14 protein-coding genes are annotated in these 18,067 nt (G+C 60.3%); 6 read left to right on the top strand and 8 right to left on the bottom strand.

What is annotated here, in order from left to right; translation table 11 throughout:
• Positions 1-55: 55 nt before the first annotated feature.
• From BS300_RS09945 to BS300_RS09935, 3 genes are all read right to left on the bottom strand, one after another.
• The gene (locus tag BS300_RS09945; protein WP_071912466.1) at positions 56-1,684 is read right to left on the bottom strand and encodes an alpha-amylase family protein; all 1,629 of its coding nucleotides are present in this window, start codon (positions 1,682-1,684) and stop codon (positions 56-58) included.
• A gap of 109 nt (positions 1,685-1,793) precedes the next feature.
• Positions 1,794-3,761: a TonB-dependent copper receptor gene (locus tag BS300_RS09940; protein WP_071912464.1), complete on the bottom strand. Its 1,968-nt coding sequence runs from the start codon at positions 3,759-3,761 to the stop codon at positions 1,794-1,796.
• 245 nt (positions 3,762-4,006) lie between these two features.
• On the bottom strand, positions 4,007-4,264 hold the full coding sequence (locus BS300_RS09935; protein ID WP_071912462.1) for a DUF2442 domain-containing protein: 258 nt from the start codon (positions 4,262-4,264) through the stop codon (positions 4,007-4,009).
• A gap of 259 nt (positions 4,265-4,523) precedes the next feature.
• Between BS300_RS09935 and BS300_RS09930 the strand changes: the two genes are divergently transcribed.
• The gene (locus tag BS300_RS09930; RefSeq protein WP_071912460.1) at positions 4,524-6,518 is read left to right on the top strand and encodes an LTA synthase family protein; all 1,995 of its coding nucleotides are present in this window, start codon (positions 4,524-4,526) and stop codon (positions 6,516-6,518) included.
• Positions 6,519-6,555: 37 nt separating this feature from the next.
• On the opposite strand, the gene BS300_RS09925 is transcribed toward BS300_RS09930, so the two are convergent.
• Positions 6,556-7,026, bottom strand: coding sequence for an Lrp/AsnC family transcriptional regulator (locus BS300_RS09925; RefSeq protein ID WP_033115549.1), 471 nt, complete (start codon positions 7,024-7,026; stop codon positions 6,556-6,558).
• A gap of 143 nt (positions 7,027-7,169) precedes the next feature.
• Here BS300_RS09925 and BS300_RS09920 point away from each other — a divergent pair, with 143 nt between their 5' ends.
• Positions 7,170-7,715: a tyrosine-protein phosphatase gene (locus BS300_RS09920; protein WP_071912458.1), complete on the top strand. Its 546-nt coding sequence runs from the start codon at positions 7,170-7,172 to the stop codon at positions 7,713-7,715.
• Here BS300_RS09920 and metA read toward each other — a convergent pair.
• Positions 7,690-8,637, bottom strand: a complete 948-nt coding sequence (metA, locus tag BS300_RS09915) for a homoserine O-succinyltransferase (protein WP_042032834.1) — start codon at positions 8,635-8,637, stop codon at positions 7,690-7,692. The genes BS300_RS09920 and metA overlap by 26 nt on opposite strands.
• A gap of 144 nt (positions 8,638-8,781) precedes the next feature.
• Here metA and BS300_RS09910 point away from each other — a divergent pair, with 144 nt between their 5' ends.
• The 4 genes from BS300_RS09910 (at position 8,782) to yidA (ending at position 14,093) form a co-directional block, all read left to right on the top strand.
• A complete protein-coding gene (locus tag BS300_RS09910) occupies positions 8,782-10,026 on the top strand; it encodes a DUF3391 domain-containing protein (RefSeq protein WP_071912456.1) in 1,245 nt (414 codons plus the stop codon).
• Positions 10,027-10,080: 54 nt separating this feature from the next.
• Positions 10,081-11,244, top strand: coding sequence for a molybdopterin-binding protein (locus tag BS300_RS09905; protein ID WP_071912453.1), 1,164 nt, complete (start codon positions 10,081-10,083; stop codon positions 11,242-11,244).
• Between the two features lie 257 nt (positions 11,245-11,501).
• Complete coding sequence (locus tag BS300_RS09900) at positions 11,502-13,169, top strand: FapA family protein (protein WP_083593462.1); 1,668 nt, start codon at positions 11,502-11,504, stop codon at positions 13,167-13,169.
• A 114-nt stretch (positions 13,170-13,283) separates the two neighbouring features.
• Positions 13,284-14,093, top strand: coding sequence for a sugar-phosphatase (yidA, locus tag BS300_RS09895; RefSeq protein ID WP_071912449.1), 810 nt, complete (start codon positions 13,284-13,286; stop codon positions 14,091-14,093).
• A gap of 81 nt (positions 14,094-14,174) precedes the next feature.
• On the opposite strand, the gene BS300_RS09890 is transcribed toward yidA, so the two are convergent.
• From BS300_RS09890 to BS300_RS21430, 3 genes are all read right to left on the bottom strand, one after another.
• A complete protein-coding gene (locus BS300_RS09890; protein WP_071912448.1) occupies positions 14,175-17,258 on the bottom strand; it encodes a transglycosylase domain-containing protein in 3,084 nt (1,027 codons plus the stop codon).
• A gap of 209 nt (positions 17,259-17,467) precedes the next feature.
• Entirely contained in the window at positions 17,468-17,785 is a 318-nt protein-coding gene (gene tmaR / locus BS300_RS09885) for a PTS system regulator TmaR (RefSeq protein ID WP_033115541.1), read from the bottom strand.
• Positions 17,786-17,878: 93 nt separating this feature from the next.
• On the bottom strand, positions 17,879-18,067 hold a 189-nt coding region (locus tag BS300_RS21430; protein ID WP_204378240.1), incomplete at its 5' end, for a hypothetical protein.

The raw sequence follows: 18,067 nt of genomic DNA, 5'->3' as shown, positions 1-18,067 counted from the left end.
ATCGCCATGAAAAAGGGCTCCGATATGGAGCCCTTTGCGTTGGGTCGTGGTCGCGCTATTGCAGCAACAGGAAGCGACCGGTGAGGGGGGGCAACTCCACCGTTACGCTGCTGCTGCCGATGGCCAGGCTCTCGCCGCTCTGCAGATCCACCAGCGCACTGCCGCTGCGCAGTTTGCCGACTGGCACTGCATAGCTCTGGGGCGTGCTCGAGACGTTGAGCAGGTAGACGATCTGCTCTGCTGCCGTCTCCTTGATGTCGCCATAGAGGCTCCCCTCGGCCACCAGCTTGACCCGCTCCCCCTGATAGAGGGCGGGGTGTTTGGCGCGCAGAGCCAGCAGCTGGCTGAGCCACAGCTTGAGCTCTGCCTGCTCGCTGCCCGGTACAAAGCCGGTGACATCGAGCACCTTGCCGTCGCTGCGGGCAACATGATCGTCGCACAATCCCAGCGCGGCGCAGTCACCGCCCACCTTGGCGGCAAAGCCCGGCACCTCGTCGCCAAACTCCTCGCCATAGTAGAGAGTGATGGGGCCGGAGCGGGCAGCGAGGAAGCTGAAGGCCGCCTTGTGGCGCTGCCAGTACTCCGCCGGATTGAAATGACCTCGCTCCAGCAGATCGCCGAAACGCACCAGATCGTGGTTGCCGAGCATCAGGTTCGGCATGGCGTGATTCGGGTAGTTCTCCACCTTGTTCCAGCTGGCGTCGAGCACGCTGGCCCCCTGCCCGCCCTTGCCGGACTCCTCCACCGCCAGCGCCTGTACGATGCCGTAGCGCAGCGGGAAGTCGAACGCAGACGAGAGCGCCGGGTTGTCGCTCGACCCATACGCCTGGGCGCGGATCTCGTCGGCCCCCTTCCACACCTCGCCCACCATGTAGCCGAGGGTGCCCCACTGCTGACCGGCCGCCTTGCGTGCCGCGCTGGCCTGCTCCACCTCGCGGCGAATGGCGCGCCACTCATCGAGGCTCAGCTGATAGGCTTGATCGAGACGCCAGCCGTCGATGCCGTACTGCTCGACCCAGTAGCGGGCCACCTCCTTGAAGTAGGCGAGACTCTGGGGCTGGCTGTAATCCACCAGCTGGCCGGGATAACCGGCACCGCCGCTCTTGAGGGCGGGCAGCAAGCCGGCCGGTGAAGGTTTGCTCACCCCCACCTTGTTGACGTGGCCGAACACCCCGTCGAGGAAGACGTAGAGGCCGCGCTGGTGCGCCCCGTCCACCAGCTTTTTCAGCTGGGCATTGCTGCCGAAGCTGGGATCGACGTTGAAGAAGTCGCAGGCAAAGTAGCCGGTGGCATCGAGCTTGTCATCACCCCCTTGCCCTGCGCAGGAGTCGAACACGGGGGTGAGCCAGATTGCATTGACGTTGAGGCTCTTGATGTGGTCGAGGCTGTCGATGATCCCCTGCAGATCACCGTTGTGGCGGGAGGGGCCGTAGCCGACGCCGTAGTTGGCGCTGCCGTCGCCATCGACGAAGGACTCCACCATCACCTGATAGATGCGCAGATTGCAGGCGAGTTGCTCATCGCCGTAGCAGGCCCGACTGGCCGTGGCGACCGGAGGGTGAGTAACCGGTGGATTGACGGCGGGAGGCGTACTCCCCCCGCCAGAACTTCCACTGCCGCCGCAAGCGGCGAGTAACAGGGCGGCCCCGATGAGGCCGCCATAACGCAACGTTCCCTGTTTCATTGTCATGTTCCCGCTGTGAGCACAAGTGTCTGAATGCACCTGCTTTTCGCCATGATAGCGAGCGCTCGCAGAGGGGTCTGTGACTGAAAACGTTACCCGCTCGTCTTGCTCAGAGTACGCCGTCGGAGGCAAAGCGGTAGTTGACCGAGATCCAGTAGGCACGCCCCGGCTCGGGAATGCGGCCGCTCTGCTCATAGCCCAACCCGGCCTGACTGCTGTGCACCGACTTGGAGAGGTGCTCGTAGTAGAAGGTGTCGAACAGGTTGTCTACCCCGGCCGAGAGCTGCCACCCCTTGGCAAACTGCCAGGCGCCACTCAGGTTCATGGTGAAGAAGCCCGGAGTCTCCCCCTGATCCTGACCCGCAACGGTACCGGACCAGAGATCTACCCGATCCTGCGCCGCCACGGCGCGCCCCAGCAGGGTGAAGCTCAGCGCTTCGTCCGGCTGCCAGCCCAGCGCCAGCTTGCCATCGAGGGGCGGCATCTGCGCCAGCGGTTTGTTGTCGCTCTGGTTTTCGCCGTAGACCACCGCCAGACCACCATCGAGACGCCACTGCTCGGCAAACTGCCAGCGCCCCTCCAGCTCGCCGCCCCGGGTCTGGGCATCGATGTTGCGCACCTGGTTCGACTTGCTGTTGTAGAGCAGGTAATCCTTGATGTTGGCGCTAAAGAGGGAGAGGGTCAGATCCAGCTCGCGGCTGCGCAAAGCCAGACCCGCATCCCACTGGCGGCTGCGCTCCGGGTTGAGGGTGAACGGGGTGCTGTCCTTGCTGCGCTCCCAGTAGTCCGGCGCTCGCTCTGCCTGTCCCCACGCCAGATAGCTGGACCAGCGGGGCGACCACTGGTACTCATAGCGACCAAAACCGCTGTCGAGGTGCTCGGTCTCGCTGTAGAGGGTCTGATCACCCGCACCATAACGGGTTGTCTCGACCCGATCCTGACGATACCCCCCCTTGTAGCTGTGGGCCCCCTGCTGGCGCCCCAGCTCGGCAAAACCGCCCTGCTGCTCGAAACGCAGGGTGCGCTGGCGATCCTTGGTGGCATAGTCGACGCCACTCCGGCTGCGGTGCTGATCCCGGTTGCTGTCGAGCCCGGCTGTCAGCAACCAGTCGGCTGGCAGAGCGATGTCGTTGGCCCAGCGCCCACCGGTGTTGCGGCGATCCGGGTTGGAGAGCATCTTCATGCCGCTGCTTGGCCGCAGACTGAAGTTGTCCATGATGTGGTCGATGTAGTTGTCCCACAGGGTCAGCTCGCTGCGCTGCCAGTGAGTGGTGATCTCCTCCTGCTTGAGCTTCAGCCCGAAGGATTCGCGATCAAACATGGGGCCATCCATGGTGCGGTCCGCATAGGCGGCTCGGGCATTGCTGCGCTCGGCGGTGAGTTCCAGCCAGGTGTGCTCCCCCGGCGTCCAGCCCAACTGGGCGGTGCCGTTCTCGCGGCGATAGAAGGATCGCACCTTGTTACCGTGACCATCGCGGTAATCGTCGCTGTCGGAGTGGGTGAACTGACCGCGCAGATAACCATCGGTCGAGCCCGCCGTCATGTCGACCATCTGGTCATCGCGGCCGAAGCTACCAAAGAGGGCCGAGGCGTCGCTCTTGAAGCCCGGCGCCATAAACTCGGGTCTGTCCCGCTCGAACAGCACGGTTCCCGCCAGGGTCGCCCCCTGCTCGAGGGATTGCGGCCCCTTGAGCACCCGGATCCGGTCAAAAGATTGGGGGAACACATAGGCAGTGGGCGGGTCCATCCGGCCGCCACAGCCACCGGCCAGCATGCCGCCATCCATCTGCACGTTGAGACGGGACATCCCCATCCCCCGCAGCACGGGATCGCCACCCAGACCGCCCTTGCGCACCATGCTCATGCCGGTGACGTTTTTGAGATAACCGGCGCCATCGGCAGCCGGCATGGGAGAGCCGGGTTTCTTGGGATCGAGCGTCACCTCCAGGGTGCTGGCGGGGCGACTCGCCACGACCACCATGGTTTCCGGTTGCTGAATCTGCTCCTGCCCGGCAGCACCGTGACAGGCCAACCCTCCCACCAGCAGGGCAAGGGGTGTGCGCATATGACAAGCCATACATTTTCCTTATGTATTTGTTTGTTATGTTTTTTTCATCTTGCCAGCCAAACCTTTCAGCAAGGGAAAGGTTTGGGCTCTGGTCGCAAAAAAGGCCTGCTGCATGAGTGCGGCAAGCCTTGATCAGACGAAACAAAGCCAGGTTGGCAAAATGTTGCGCTGTTTTTACCCAATTTGATTCAGGAAGGCAAACGCCCAAACATTCCAGTAACAGGAATCTGGCGTTGGCTCACAAAAAGCAGGGATTAGCGGAAGGCTTCCCGCTCGTCCATCGGCATGATGAGGTGATAGACCTCATAGGCGGATAGCGTGCAGCCAACAGGCCACTCCAGCTGGTGGTGGCGGTTGATGAAGACCCGGGCGCAATGACGCTCCGTCTCCAGCGCAGCAAACAACGGCTGACCTCGCCACGGGGTCAGATCCAGCACGCCTGTTGTGCCATCCGACAACACCAGAAACAGGCGCCATCCCTGCAAATAGTCGACATCGATAAAGACCGGCATCCTTCGGCTCCACCCAGATAATTCGCGGCAATTATAAATAGCTGTCATGGCCCCATTAGCGTGCCGGCTCACACTTCCGGCAGCAGGTTATGCTGTGTGCTACAGCTGTCTGATGTCACACTTTTGCATAAGCAGCACGCAATTTATCTCTTTTACCGCGATCAGCACGCAACCTTCTCCCCATCTCCTTGTCATATCTCCCAACAAAACAAAAAAAGCATCTGTGGACAGATGCTTACAGGCTCAATCAGGAACAACCATGACAACTCTGAAACAGCGGCTAGGCCCGTTCTGGCCTTTTGCCGTCTTCTGTGCGCTTGCCCTTGGCTCTCTGACTCTCAGCCGTATTGCGCTGGGGATTTGGCAACTGGAACGGGTCGATGCCGTCGCCGGCTGGCAGGAGATGCTGCAGCAAGGGATCCGGGTCGATTTCGCCACAATCTGCTGGCTCTGGGGTGTCCCGGCCATGTTTACCCTGCTGCTGGCGGGGCCTCACACCATCGGTCGGGGCTGGATGCAGCTGATGCGCGTCTGGCTGACCGTCGGGCTCTGGCTGATGCTCTTCCTCGAGATCTCCACCCCCTCGTTTGTCACCGAATATGGCGTGCGCCCCAATCGCCTCTATGTGGAATACCTCATCTATCCGAAAGAGGTGCTCTCCATGCTGTGGGCGGGCCGCAAAGCCGAGCTGCTGCTGGCGGTGGTCTTCAGTGGCGCCGTGCTGACCGGAGGCTGGTGGCTGAGTGGCCGTCTGCTGCGCGATCTTACCTTCCCGCGCTGGTACTGGCGGCCCGCCTTCGCCCTGCTCATTCTGGCCATAGGTTTTCTCGGTGCCCGCTCCAGCCTGGGCCATCGCGCCCTGAACCCGGCCATGGTCGCCTTTGCCGATGACCCGCTGGTCAATGCGCTGACCGTCAACTCCGCCTACTCCCTCTTCTTTGCCATCAAGCAGATGGGAGACGAAGAGGATGCCAGCCAGTTTTACGGCAAGATGACTGACAAGCAGATCATCGAGATTGTGCGTCAGGAGAGTGGCCGGGCCGCCCATGAGTTCAGCTCCGACACCTTGCCGAGCCAGACCTTCAACGAAGCCAGCTACGGCGGCAAACCGAAGAATCTGGTGATCCTGCTGCAGGAGAGCCTCGGCGCCCAGTTCGTCGGCTCCCTCGGCGGCCTGCCGCTCACTCCCAACATCGATGCCCTGTCGCAACAGGGCTGGGCGTTCGAGCAGCTCTACGCCACCGGCACCCGCTCGGTGCGCGGCATCGAGGCCGTGCTGACCGGCTTCACGCCGACCCCGGCACAGGCCGTGGTCAAGCTCGGCAAGAGCCAGACCAACTTCTTCACCATCGCGGATTTGCTTAAGCAGCGAGGTTACGACACCAGCTTTATCTATGGCGGCGAGAGTCACTTCGACAATATGCGCAGCTTCTTCCTCGGCAACGGCTTCACCAACATCGTCGAGCAGAAGGATTTCACCAACCCGGTCTTCAAGGGCTCATGGGGCGCCTCCGATGAGGATCTGATGGCCAAGGCTGACGAAACCTTCAGAGAGCTGCACAAACAGGGCAAGCCCTTCTTCAGCCTGGTGTTCAGCTCCAGCAACCACGATCCGTTCGAATTTCCCGACAATCGCATCGCCCTCTATGAGCAGCCCAAGCAGACCCGCAACAACGCGGCCAAGTATGCGGATTACGCCATTGGCGAGTTCTTCAAAAAGGCGAGAAATTCGGAGTACTGGAAAGACACCCTGTTTCTGGTCATCGCCGACCACGACAGCCGGGTCAGCGGCGCCAGTCTGGTGCCCATTCCCCGCTTCCATATTCCGGGGGTTATCGTGGGTGACGGCATAGCGCCGAAGAAAGATCCGCGCATCGTCAGCCAGATCGACATGGCACCGACCCTGCTCTCCCTGATGGGGATCAGTGCCGACTATCCGATGCTTGGCAAGGATCTCACCCGCATGCCAGCCGACTGGCCGGGGCGCGCTATCATGCAGTACGACAAGAACTTTGCCCTGATGCGCGGTCAGGATGTGGTGATCCTGCAACCGGAGCGTCCGGCTGAAGGGTATCGTTATGACGATGCCACCGAAACGCTGACGCCGGTAGCACAACCAGCCGCCATGAAAGAGGCGACGCTGGGGCTGGCGCTCTGGGGCAGCCTGGCTTATCAGAAGGGGCTCTACCGGACGGCTAAAGATGAGCGAACCGCCGCTGCCGAACAGGCGCCATCAACCAGCGCCGCCCGATAGAAAAAAACCGCCGAAAGGCGGTTTTTTCACACTGGCGTTATGGCTGGGGGAAACAGGGCAGCGAGCGGCTGAACCTGTGCTCGAATACCAGCGAGGTCTCGAGATGCACCACCTCTTCGCGGGAGGTGAAGTGATCGAAGACAAAGTTGCGCAGGTGTTCGGTATCGGCCACGCAGAGGTGCACTAGGAAATCATCCTTGCCACCCATGTGGAACAGGCTGATCACCTCGGGCAGCACCAGAATGGCATCGCGAAAATCATCGATGATCTGGCGGCTATGGCGGGCCAGTTGCAGGGAGACCATGGCCTGAATATGACCACCGAGGGCCTGATAATCGACCTCGCAGTGCGCCCCCTTGAGCACCCCGTCCTGTTGCAGCTTGCGTACCCGTTCCAGACAGGTGGAGGGAGCAACCCCCACCAGCGCGGCCAGATCCTTGTTGGTCATGCCTGCATCCCGAAACAGATGGGCCAGGATATCCAAATCCAGTTGATCCAGATTTCTCATCTTCACTCCTCTAACCGCTCAATTTTTTAGACTCTGCCCGTAAACCGGGCCAAACACAACGGCCATTGACATCCCCCCCGCCCTGCCTATGCTTGGCGCCATTCGCCGGGCTCGGTAAACCGGCCGCCACACGAGGATCCGCCATGCACCCGTTTCATCCCTTCTGGAGCCTGGAGCTTCCCCGCGTCGATGGTCAGCTGCTGCTGACCCCCTGTCCGGGCACCCAGCAGGTGCCGCTGACTCTCGCCCTCGACCAGCTGCGACTGGCCGGTGCCCACGCCGTCATCACCCTGATGACTGACGCCGAACTGACCCGCTTCGACCTCGCCCATCTTGGCGTGCAGGTCGAACGGGAGGGAATGCGCTGGTTCCACCTTCCCATCGAAGATGATCAAGCCCCCGACTCCCGTTTCGAGCAGAGCTGGCTGCAACTTCTGCCCCGGCTGACCGAGCTGCTGCGCGATGGCAAGCATCTGGTCATCCACTGCAAGGGGGGAAGCGGTCGCACCGGACTGCTGGCCGCCCTTCTGCTGATCTCCCTTGGCCGGCCCCTTGACGAGGCGATGGCCACCGTCAAGGCGCACAGACCCAAGGCATTCACTCTGGATACCCACCGCCACTGGCTGCAGCAGCAGGCCGATCGACTGGAGAACAACGCCTTAACTACTTGCCGCTCTGGTCGTAGGTAAAGACCTTGCCGATATCCTCCACCCGGTAGCTGGTGAGCTGATAGACGTAGTAGTTGAGCCAGTTGGAGAACAGCAGATGGCCGTGGCTGCGCCAGCTGGCGCGCGGGGTCTGGCTCGGGTCGTTGTTCGGGTAGTAGTTGACCGGGATGATGGGGTCGAGCCCCGCGGCCAGATCCCGGCGATATTCACCATCCAGGGTCAACGCATCGTACTCGGGATGGCCGGTCACGAAGACCTGACGACAATCTTTGGTCGCTGCCAGATAGACGCCCGCCTCTGCTGATTCCGCGAAAATCTGCAGATCGGTGTGAGCGCGGATCAGGTCGCCGTCGAACGCCGCATAGCGGGAGTGAGGCGCGACAAACTCGTCATCAAAGCCGCGCAGCAGCGGCTCGTGCTCGTCGAGACGGTGGTGGTGATAGACGCCGGAGAGCTTCTCGCCCCGGGTCTGCTTCTCCATGCCATAAAGGGCTTTCAGCGCCGCCTGCACTGCCCAGCAGAGGAACAGGGTAGAGGTCACATGCTGATGTGACCACTCGATGATCTCGACGATGCGCGGCCAGTAAACCACCTCCTCGAACTCCACCAGCCCGAGCGGCGCCCCGGTGATGATCATGCCGTCGTAGTTGTTGCCACGCACCTGTTCGAAGTCGTGATAGAAGTTCTCCAGATGCGCCTGCGGCGTGTTCTTCGACTCCCGATCGTCGATGCGCAGCAGATCCACATCCACCTGTAGCGGCGAGTTGGAGAGCATCCGCATCAACTGGATCTCGGTCTCAATCTTCTTGGGCATCAAATTGAGGATCAACACCCGCAGCGGGCGGATGTTCTGGGTGACGGCCCGTGATTCCGTCATCACGAAGATGTTCTCCTGCCCCAGCACTTCGGCGGCGGGTAACTGGTCCGGGATCTTGATCGGCATGCTTACTCCCTGTACTGCATCGGTAAATATGTCTGGACATCCAGAAGCCTATAATAAAGCGTTCACCCTGTCATCAGATACCTTTTGTATTCACCCTCGCCTTTGACTAGCATACGGCTCAGTATCTCCCCTGCATCCAAGATAATGACCGGTATCAAGATTTCCGTAGATCGACTGCAAGTCGGCAACTATGTATCCCTGCCACTGGGGTGGCGCGAACACCCGTTCCTGTTTTCCAGCTTCAAAATCAAGAATGAAGAAGAGATCGAACTGATCCGTCGCCTGGGCCTCAAACTGGTGACCATCATTCCCGACAAGAGCGATGTACCGCCCAAGCCTCTCGAGCAGGCTCATGCCGTCACCCAGCCATCGGAAAACGCCGATGCAGCCCTGCGGCAAGCCCAGATGCAGCAGGAGAAGGATCGCCGCATCGAGCAGTTGCAACTCTATCGCCGCAATCTGCAGCAGTGCGAAAAGCAGTTCCAGCAGTCGCTGGCGCAGGTGCGCAGCGTGATGAGCAAGATCCAGTCTCGCCCCCTCAATGCCATCGGCGAGGCGCAGGAGCTGGTCAACGCCATGACCGAGCAGTTGCTCTCGGTAGACGAGATGGTGCTCCATCTGGTCTCTGATGGCGAGGATGGCAACAACCTCTACTTCCACTCCCTCAATGTGAGCGTGCTCAGCATGCTGCTCGCCAAGGAGTGCTGCATGACGGCCGACGAGATCCGCCAGGTTGGCATGGGGGCCCTGTTCCACGACATCGGTAAATTGAAGATCCCGAGCCAGATCCTGCGCAAGACCGAGCCGCTGACCAAGCCGGAGCAGAACCTGATGGCCCAGCACCCGCGCTACGGGCTGGATCTGCTCAATCTGGCCAAGGATTTCCCGGCCGAAGCGAAGGGCATTGTGCTGCACCACCACGAATATCTGGATGGCAGCGGGCCGGAAGGGCTCAAGAAGGGGCAGCTCGATCCGCTCACCCAGATGGTCTCCCTCATCAACGAGTACGATAACCTCTGCCACATGCAGGCCAAGGTGCCCTACTCGGCCCTGAGCGGCCTCTACAAGCAGCGCAAGGCCCAGTTCAATCCGGAGTACCTCAGCATGCTGATCCGGCTGATGGGGATCTACCCGCCCGGCAGCGTGGTGCAGCTCTCCAACGGCCAGGTCGGGCTGGTGATGTCGGTCAACGCCTCCCGCCTGCTCTACCCCTCGGTGCTGGTCTACGATCCGCGTATCCCGCGTCAGGAGGCGGCCATCATCGACCTGCAGCAGGCCGAGCTCTCCATCGCCAAAGTGATCCATCCCAAGCGGTTGCCACCTGCGGTGTTCGAGTACCTCAACCCGCGTACCCGGATCAGTTACTACTTCGAGCACAACAAGCCCTGATCCCCGCAGGCCAGTAGCCCTATCTTTTCCCCGTTTCAGCACAAGGAGCCCGCCATGCGTATCGAGATCATCAGCACCGGAGACGAGATAGTGACGGGACTGGTGGTGGATACCAATGCGGCCTGGCTCAGCGCCCTGCTGCTGGAACAGGGGTGGCAGGTGCGCCGCCGCCTGACGGTGGGGGACAACCTCGCCGACCTGAAAAACGTGCTGCAGGAGAGCGCCAGCCGCGCCGAGGTGGTGCTGGTGTGTGGCGGGCTCGGCCCCACTGCCGACGATCTCACCGCCCAGGCAGCGGCCGAGGCCTTCGGCCAGCCGCTCACCCTGTTTCCGGACTGGCTCGCCACCATTGAAGCGCGTTACGCCAGCCGCGGCCGAACCATGCCCACCAGCAATGCCAAGCAGGCCTGGCTGCCGCAGGATTGCGAGATCCTCGACAACCCGGTCGGTACCGCTTGCGGCTTTATGGTCAATCACCCGGCCAGCCACGGCCTGAGCCGGCTCTTCTTCACCCCGGGCGTCCCCTTCGAATTCAAACAGATGGTGCGCGAGCAGATCATGCCGCGCCTCAAGGTGCTGGCCGGTGCCCGGACCGACACCGAGCTGCGCCGCTTCTACACGTTTGGCGTCTCGGAATCAGCCCTCAGCGATATGCTGGATGCGGCCCCCTGGCCCAGCGGGATCGAACTCGGTTACCGATCCGCTATGCCGCTTATCGAGCTGAAGCTCATTGGCCACGGTGCCAGCACGGCAGACATGGATGCAGCCGAAGCGCGACTGCTCGCCACCATCGAGCCCTGGCTGGTCGGCAGAGGGGATCTCGAACCGGAGCAGCAGATCCTCACTCTGCTGGGAGAGAAACCACTCACTCTGTATGAATGTGAGAGCCGGGGGGCCTTGCTGGCCATGTGCCATGAACACGCTGCGCTGGAGGCCAGCTTTAGCAGCGCCTTGAGCTGCGAACTTGCCCAGCTGACGGGCACTCCCCATGGCATGAGTCTGACCATAGGCCGGGCGGGACCGAACGGCGTGCCCCTGCTGCTCTGCGCCGATGAAATCTCGTTCGGCCAGACCCTCAAGGTCAGCCACCCGGATCCCGAGAGCCGCCGCAAGATCCTCGCCTTCGCCGCCCTCGACATGCTGCGCCGCCATCTGCTGGGATTGCCGGTAGTGGCCGATTACCTCACCCTGACCAGAACGGCCCAGCTCGGCGACTGACCTACGCTGAAAACCAATCCTGAATCGTCTGCGCCGCACAGGCTCGTTTTCATGATCCGGCATTGGGCCGGGTCATCTCCAATCAGCACTGTCATTTCTTACGATCCGGTCACCCATTTGCACTCAATCCATTGACCTTCCAGCAGAAATATCCAAATACTGCACACTCTTCGGCTCAGTGATTCGCTTTATCCATCATTGAGAGATTTAATGACAGTAGAGGGGCTCTTCCCTCTCCCACCCAGCAAGGAGAGCCGGTGTTAAGCAAAGAGTGGCTGCTGCTATCAAGTGACATGGATCAGGTCTGCCTGCGCATCGCGCCGGGACTCACCAAACCTGTCACCGAACAGGATGTGCAGACCCTGCTGCTCGCTTCCAACTGCCGCCGCTACCAACCCCTGACGGAGGGGATCAAACAGTCGATCTCCCTGCTCAACATGCTGCAAGGCAACCCTGCCGCCTCTGTTCCAACGACTCCCATCCCCATCGCCAAGCGGCACGATGCCAAGGTGATGATTGTGGTCGAGAAAGACCGGATGAGTGCCAGCGCCCAGATCACCGCCGACTGGGGTGGCAAGTACCTGACCCTCGAACAGTTGCAAGAGGCGATCTCCATCAGCGAGGTGAAGCAGGGGGTCAGCGAGGCTCTGCTTGCTACCGCCATCCTCTCCGCCAAGGAAGCGGCCCCCGGCAGCATGCTGAAACTGGTCATCGCCCGCGGCCAAGCCGCAGTCAACGGTCAGGACACCCGCTACGAGCGGCTGGTGGAGACCCCTGCCGAACGTATTCTCAAACCTCAGGAGCTGGATCATGGCCGGGTCGATCTGAGGGATCTCGGCTCCATCGTCACCGTCAAGGCAGGTGCCCAGCTGATGCGCCGTCACCCGGCCACTCAGGGCGTCCCCGGCTTCACCGTGACCGGTCAGGAGCTCCCCGCCAAGCATGGCAAGGACAGTCCCATGAGCGCCGGAGAGGGCACCTTCTTCTCGCCCGATGACCCGGACGTGCTGATTGCAAGCCGTGCCGGTCTCCCCTGTCAGGAGAAGGCGGGAATGAAAGTGGATGAGGTGCTGAGCGTGAAGAGGGTGGATGCCCGCCACGGTCACATCACCTTTGAGGGAGGACTCATCGTCAATGATGATGTCAATCCGGGCATGAAGATCTCGGTGAGCGGTGACATCGTCGTCGGCGGCTTTATCGAGGGAGGCTGGATTGAAGCGGGAGGCACCATCACGGTGCGTCACGGCATCATAGGTCGGCGCAATGAACAGGGCGAGTACCTCTGCCAGCTCAACGCGCAGGGGGAGATCCACGCCAACTACGCCCAATATGCCCAGCTGGAGGCCGGCGGTGATATCCAGATCCAGACCCAGCTCAGCCACTGCTATAGCCGCAGCGGTCAGGATATCAAGGTGGGTGACAGCGGGATGCGCAAAGGCAACCTGCTGGGAGGGCTCGCCATCGCCAACCGGCTCATCATCTCTCCTGTACTCGGTGCATCGGCCGGCAACCATACCAAGCTGCAGATCCTTGGCGGCTACTTTACTCACAAGGAGCAGGAGCATCAGCTCAAACAACAGCAACAGCTCTGTCAGGAGCAGCTCGACAAGATCAAGGAGCTGGTGATGCGGCTGGTGCAACTCCCCACTGAAAAACGCAATCCCGATACCCTGCGCAAGCTCAAACCAATCCGCGAGCGCCATCAGCAGGAGCTCCGCCAGCTGGAAGAGCAACTTGCGGCCAACCACGAAGAGCTGCAAAAGCTGATGGCAGAGATGGACATCATCGCCACCCAGCATCTCTTCCCCGGTATCGAGGTAGAGATGGCCCATCACCACAACCGGGTCGATATTGAACACGGCCCCATCCACTTCTGCATCCGGGAAGATCAGCTGCTGATGATCCCCTATGAGGCGCATAAATAGGTCAGGCTGACCCTATTCATATCAGTAGTGACCGTGATCCGGCCGCCGATTTTCGCTACACTCGCCACTTCCCAGGCCCCATTGGGCGGGCCGCCCAGACTCAGGTAGTGAATGATGTACAAGCTGATCGCATTGGATATGGATGGCACCCTGCTCAACCCGCAAGGCCAGATTACTCCCCGCACCCACGCCGCCATCACGGCTGCTCGTGCCAAAGGTGTCACCGTGGTACTGGCCTCTGGCCGGCCGCTGGAGGGGATGAGCCGTTATCTGGTCGAGCTCGGCCTCACCGGGGAGCATGACTATGTCATCTGCTACAACGGCGCTCTGGTACAGCAGGTTGCCGATCAGCGCATCATCCGCAGCCAGCTGCTGACCGGCAGCGATGCCAGCGCCGTCGCCAAACTGGCCGACGAGCTTGAGGTGAACGTACACGGTTTTTCTGTCACCAAGGGGCTTATCAGCCCGCGCGTCAGCCGTTACACCGAGCATGAATCCCGTCTTATCGGCATGCCCATCAATCTGATCGACTTCGCCACCCTGCCGGCCGACGAGCAGATCATGAAGGTGATGATGATCGACGAACCGCCCCAGCTCGCCCGCGCTATCGAGAGTCTGCCTGCAGAGCTCTATGAGCGCTACACAGTGGTGCAGAGTGCCCCCTTCTTCCTCGAATTCATGAACAAGCAGAGCAACAAGGGGACCGGGGTTGCCGCATTGGCCGAGCATCTCGGACTAACCGCAGAGCAGGTGATCTGCGTGGGCGATGCCGGCAATGACCACCATATGATCGAATACGCAGGACTGGGTGTCGCCATGGGTAACGCAACCGATGAGATCAAGGCGCTGGCGCAGCACACAACCGCTCGCAACGATGAAGATGGCGTGGCTCAGGTGATTGAACAGTTCATTCTGAACGCCTGACGAGTCAGCGAGAGCTCTGTATTCAATAATAAAAAAACGGGGAGGCTTCACAGCCTCCCCGTTTTTATCTCTGTCTGCCACTCACTGAGTGGCCAGACACTGGGTATGTGAACCCGGTAGCAGATAGGGGATCAGCAGCGGCGCCATCCCCTTGAGCACCTGCACCGGCAACGCGGAGGTGAACCGGAACTTGTCCGATTGGCTGCCCGGCACATAAGCCGTCAGCGTGCCGAAGTGATCATCCCCCAGATAGAAGACGAAAGTAGCGGTACGGTTGCGAGCCTGCGAGCTGGTCACATTGCCATAGCGCCCGACCGTCTCGATCCGGTTGTCACCGGTCCCCGTCTTGCCGCCCATTGCCAGCACAGTGCCATCCGGCATGGTAAAGGCGCCGGCAATTCGCTTCGCCGTCCCCCCTTCGACAACCTTGGAGAGTGCATTGCGCAGCGCTGTTGCCACCTCGGCCGGCAAGACGCGTGTCCCTTCGGTATGAGTCGGATCGAACTCGGTCTCGAAAGGCGTGCCTCTGGCAAACGAGAGATGCTCGATGCGCAGCGTCGGTACCCGGATACCGCCATTCTGGATAATCCCCATCAACTCGGCCAAGGCTGCCGGACGATCGCCCGAGCTGCCCAACGCAGTCGCCAGCGACGGCACCAGATGGTCGAATGGATAGCCCAGCCGCGCCCAGCGCTGATGGATATCGAGGAAGGCCTCAACCTCCAGCATGGTGCGGATACGACTGTCACGGGCACTGCGGTGACGGGTCTTGAACAACCAGCTGTAAACCTCCTGGCGCTCGTCACGGCTTGCCGCGACAGCATCGGCAAAGGTCGCCTTGTCGAACTCCTTGAGGTAGGAGAGCAGCCACAGCTCCAGCGGGTGCACCCGCGCGATATAGCCCTGATCCGGCAGTGAATACTTGCCGGGGCCGTAACTGACATAGAGCTGCTCGACCCGTTTTGCACTCAGCTTCTCATTCGGCAGACGCTTGGCAAGGAAGGCTGAGAAGGTCGCCAGGTCAGCATCTGGCATCAGATAGCGGTGAACCGCCGCCAGACGCACCGCACTCGGCTTCAACCCATCCAGGAAGGTATCGAGCTGCTCATCGGCACTCTTGCCGTGATACTTGCGCCAGAAGCGCAGCAGATAGGTCTGACCCTCCTTGTCGGCAAACTTGGCCAGATACTCCTGACGACGGGGATCCTTGTCATCCTTGAGCAGCTGGGCGCGGTTCCCCTCCTTGTAGAGGCTGTAACGCACAATGTCACGCAGCAGGCGGACAAACGGCAGGTTGATGGACTCGCGCAGCGCATCGCGAATCGCCGGTATGCGGCCGTTATCCTCTTTGCGGAAGTTGTTGAAGGTGTGCATACCGCCACCGGTAAAGAAGCCTTCGCTGGGGCTTGCGGAGTATTGGCGATCCAGCGCGGCTTCCAGCATCGGGGGCAGGCTCTTGTCCTTCGCCGTCATCAGATAGGAGATGGCCCAACGGCTGAGGTTATCCTGAGAGGCATCGGCCAGCTTGCGCAGGCTCGCTGCCGGCATGTCGGCATAGTTGTCATGCAGCTCGGCCACTATCTCCAGATAGGTGGTCAGCACCCGCAGCTTGGCAGTGGAGCCCAGCTCGAGCTTGGATCCTTCGTTGATGTCGAACGGCTGATCGGTGTTGTCGGTCTGCACCCGCACCTTGAACCCTTCCGGCGACTTCTCGAACAGGGTGAAGCTGTAACGCACATCACCGGTCTTCTCTGGCGAAAGCAGGCGCTCACCAAACAGGCCGACCTGTGCCGCAAAAGCGGGATCAGCCAGCTGTTGCAGATAGTGAGAAATCTCGTTTTGCAACGGCATATTGAGGCTGGTCTCGGCTGTCAGATCCATCCGGTCGAGATCGTAAAGCTGCACCCCGAGCTGCCGGCTCAGACGGGTACGTGCTACCTGTAACCCCTTGCTGTTATTGACCTTGGTCACCGCCGGAGATTGCAAAAAGTCGCGGAAAGTCACCTTGGCCTTGAGGGCGGCTTCCATCAGCGGAGGCGTGATCATCCCCTCCTGCACAAACAGACGCAGATAGCTGTCGGTCAGTGTTGCCAGCGCACTCCGCCCCTGAGCCAGATAGTAGGAGGGACGACGGTGGGCGATCATCAGAGAAACCACCTGACGCAGCGCAAGCCCCTGCTCCGCCAGTGAGGCATTCTGGTTGCGAGCCGGATCCAGCAGACGGTTTACATCCTCGACATTGGCGCCAAACCAGACCCAGAGGCCATCACCTAACCCGTGCACCTCGCCGTAGCCGGGAGCAGCCGAGAGGGGCACCGAGTTGAGATAGGCCCAAGCCACCAGTTTGCGCGCTTCCAGCGTCTCTGGCCCAAGTCGGTAGGCTCGCACACTGGCAGATGCCATCTGGCGGATCTTCTCGGTGGGGGACATGGTCAAGCCGTCCGGAGAGTGACGATACTTCTCCACCTGGGTCGCCAGCGTACTGCCGCCAGCAGATTGATCCTGCATATCCAGCGCTTTGCCTACCTGAGAAACAGCCGCTTTGGCAAAGCGTGGCCAATCCACAGCTGGGTTGGCCAACGGCTCCTCATTGCTCAGCAGGTCGCGGTTCTCGATAAAGAGCAGCGACTGGATGATGAGCGGCGGGATCGAGGCAAAATCCGGATAGTGATGGGTCGGATACCGGAACTGGTAAAAAGGTTCGGCACGGCAATCATAGAGCGACAGCCCGGCCTGTACCTTCTCGGTATAGGGGACAAAGAAGCCACGCTTGGCATAGTCGTAGAGCGCATCGGAGAAATGCACCTGCTTGCTCACCTGATAGCCGCGCTGCAGCAGCCGCTCCTGCATCATTGGCAGTTGTACGTAGCCAAGTCGCTTGTCGAACGGCCCATCTTCAGGGAAAGCGATTTGCTTGCTCTGGCCGGGCTCAACCTGATAGGTAAGCTTGGCGGCATAGCGCGAGATCTCCTGAGATTGCAGCTTCGAGGTTTTCATCTCGTAGCCAACCAGAGCGATCACAGCCCCAAGACACGCGAGGAAGAGGAAACAAAACAGCCAGCGCCACCAGGAACGACGCTTGCGCTTGGGGTTCCCGTCCGTGGTCTGGACAGATGAATCTTGAGATGCCACTTGTGTCAAATCCGTCTGTTCTGATGCGCCCATAAAAGCCCCACCATGGTTGCGCAATTTATTGTGTTTCAATCAAGCTTAGTCGTTTCAAGTCAATGGCTTGAAACTATTGACCGCTTTGCATTGATGGTAACAGGGCAACTCTGAAAAGGGGAGCCGATTGTTGCAGGAGTGGCAGAGATCAGAGCTGATAACAAAACACCGGCCAATGGCCGGTGTTGTTTAACATGGTAAGCGAAGCATTACTTGTGGGAGCTCATGCTCTTCAGTTTGGTGCTCAGCTCTTTGCGCTCTTTGGAGAGCTCGGCGTTCTTGATGATGTGGTCATCCACGCGCTCTTCATAGTCGGTACGCATGTTGGCGATGATGGCCTGCACTTCATCGATGCTCATACCCGGCTTGATATAGTCGCTCAGGTTATCGAGCAGCAGTACACGCTTCTGGTTGTCACGGATCTTCTTCTCGTTATCCGCAATTTCACGCTTGAGTTTGTTCTGGCGACGGGACATACGCACATATTCCAGTACATCGCTGAAGGTGGACTTGTTTACTTGTTCCATATCGATACCACTAGCTTAAGGTTGATAAAAACTGGCCAAGTTACACCTGGAACCCGGCGAACTCGGCGCGGGACAGGCAAACTCAAGATGCCCTTACTCTACCGAGTTATAAGCGAGATACAACCCTAATCGCGCACCACAAGCCAAAAGCAGACCAGTAAAAATAAACAAGCCGGGTGGATTTCCATACGAAAAAGCCCGGTCATCAGACCGGGCTTTGGTGTCTATTCTGGCGTGGACGCGGCTGTGGCCCACGGGCAAATCGCTCATAGCAAAAAGGCC

The sequence above is a fragment of the Aeromonas sp. SCS5 genome (assembly GCF_001887375.1).
GTDB classification, from domain to species: domain Bacteria; phylum Pseudomonadota; class Gammaproteobacteria; order Enterobacterales; family Aeromonadaceae; genus Aeromonas; species Aeromonas jandaei.
The sequence above is the reverse complement of the archived record's forward strand: the minus strand, read 5'-3'. Positions and strand labels throughout refer to the sequence as shown.

Bases quoted from the DNA above. Each gene is read 5' to 3' on its own strand.
- tmaR (WP_033115541.1), bottom strand. From the start codon at position 17,785: ATGGAACAAGTAAACAAGTCCACCTTCAGCGATGTACTGGAATATGTG.
- BS300_RS09920 (WP_071912458.1), top strand. From the start codon at position 7,170: ATGCACCCGTTTCATCCCTTCTGGAGCCTGGAGCTTCCCCGCGTCGAT.
- BS300_RS09940 (WP_071912464.1), bottom strand. From the start codon at position 3,761: ATGGCTTGTCATATGCGCACACCCCTTGCCCTGCTGGTGGGAGGGTTG.
- BS300_RS09945 (WP_071912466.1), bottom strand. From the start codon at position 1,684: ATGAAACAGGGAACGTTGCGTTATGGCGGCCTCATCGGGGCCGCCCTG.
- BS300_RS09930 (WP_071912460.1), top strand. From the start codon at position 4,524: ATGACAACTCTGAAACAGCGGCTAGGCCCGTTCTGGCCTTTTGCCGTC.
- BS300_RS09910 (WP_071912456.1), top strand. From the start codon at position 8,782: ATGACCGGTATCAAGATTTCCGTAGATCGACTGCAAGTCGGCAACTAT.
- BS300_RS09905 (WP_071912453.1), top strand. From the start codon at position 10,081: ATGCGTATCGAGATCATCAGCACCGGAGACGAGATAGTGACGGGACTG.
- BS300_RS09890 (WP_071912448.1), bottom strand. From the start codon at position 17,258: ATGGGCGCATCAGAACAGACGGATTTGACACAAGTGGCATCTCAAGAT.
- BS300_RS09935 (WP_071912462.1), bottom strand. From the start codon at position 4,264: ATGCCGGTCTTTATCGATGTCGACTATTTGCAGGGATGGCGCCTGTTT.
- yidA (WP_071912449.1), top strand. From the start codon at position 13,284: ATGTACAAGCTGATCGCATTGGATATGGATGGCACCCTGCTCAACCCG.
- BS300_RS09925 (WP_033115549.1), bottom strand. From the start codon at position 7,026: ATGAGAAATCTGGATCAACTGGATTTGGATATCCTGGCCCATCTGTTT.
- metA (WP_042032834.1), bottom strand. From the start codon at position 8,637: ATGCCGATCAAGATCCCGGACCAGTTACCCGCCGCCGAAGTGCTGGGG.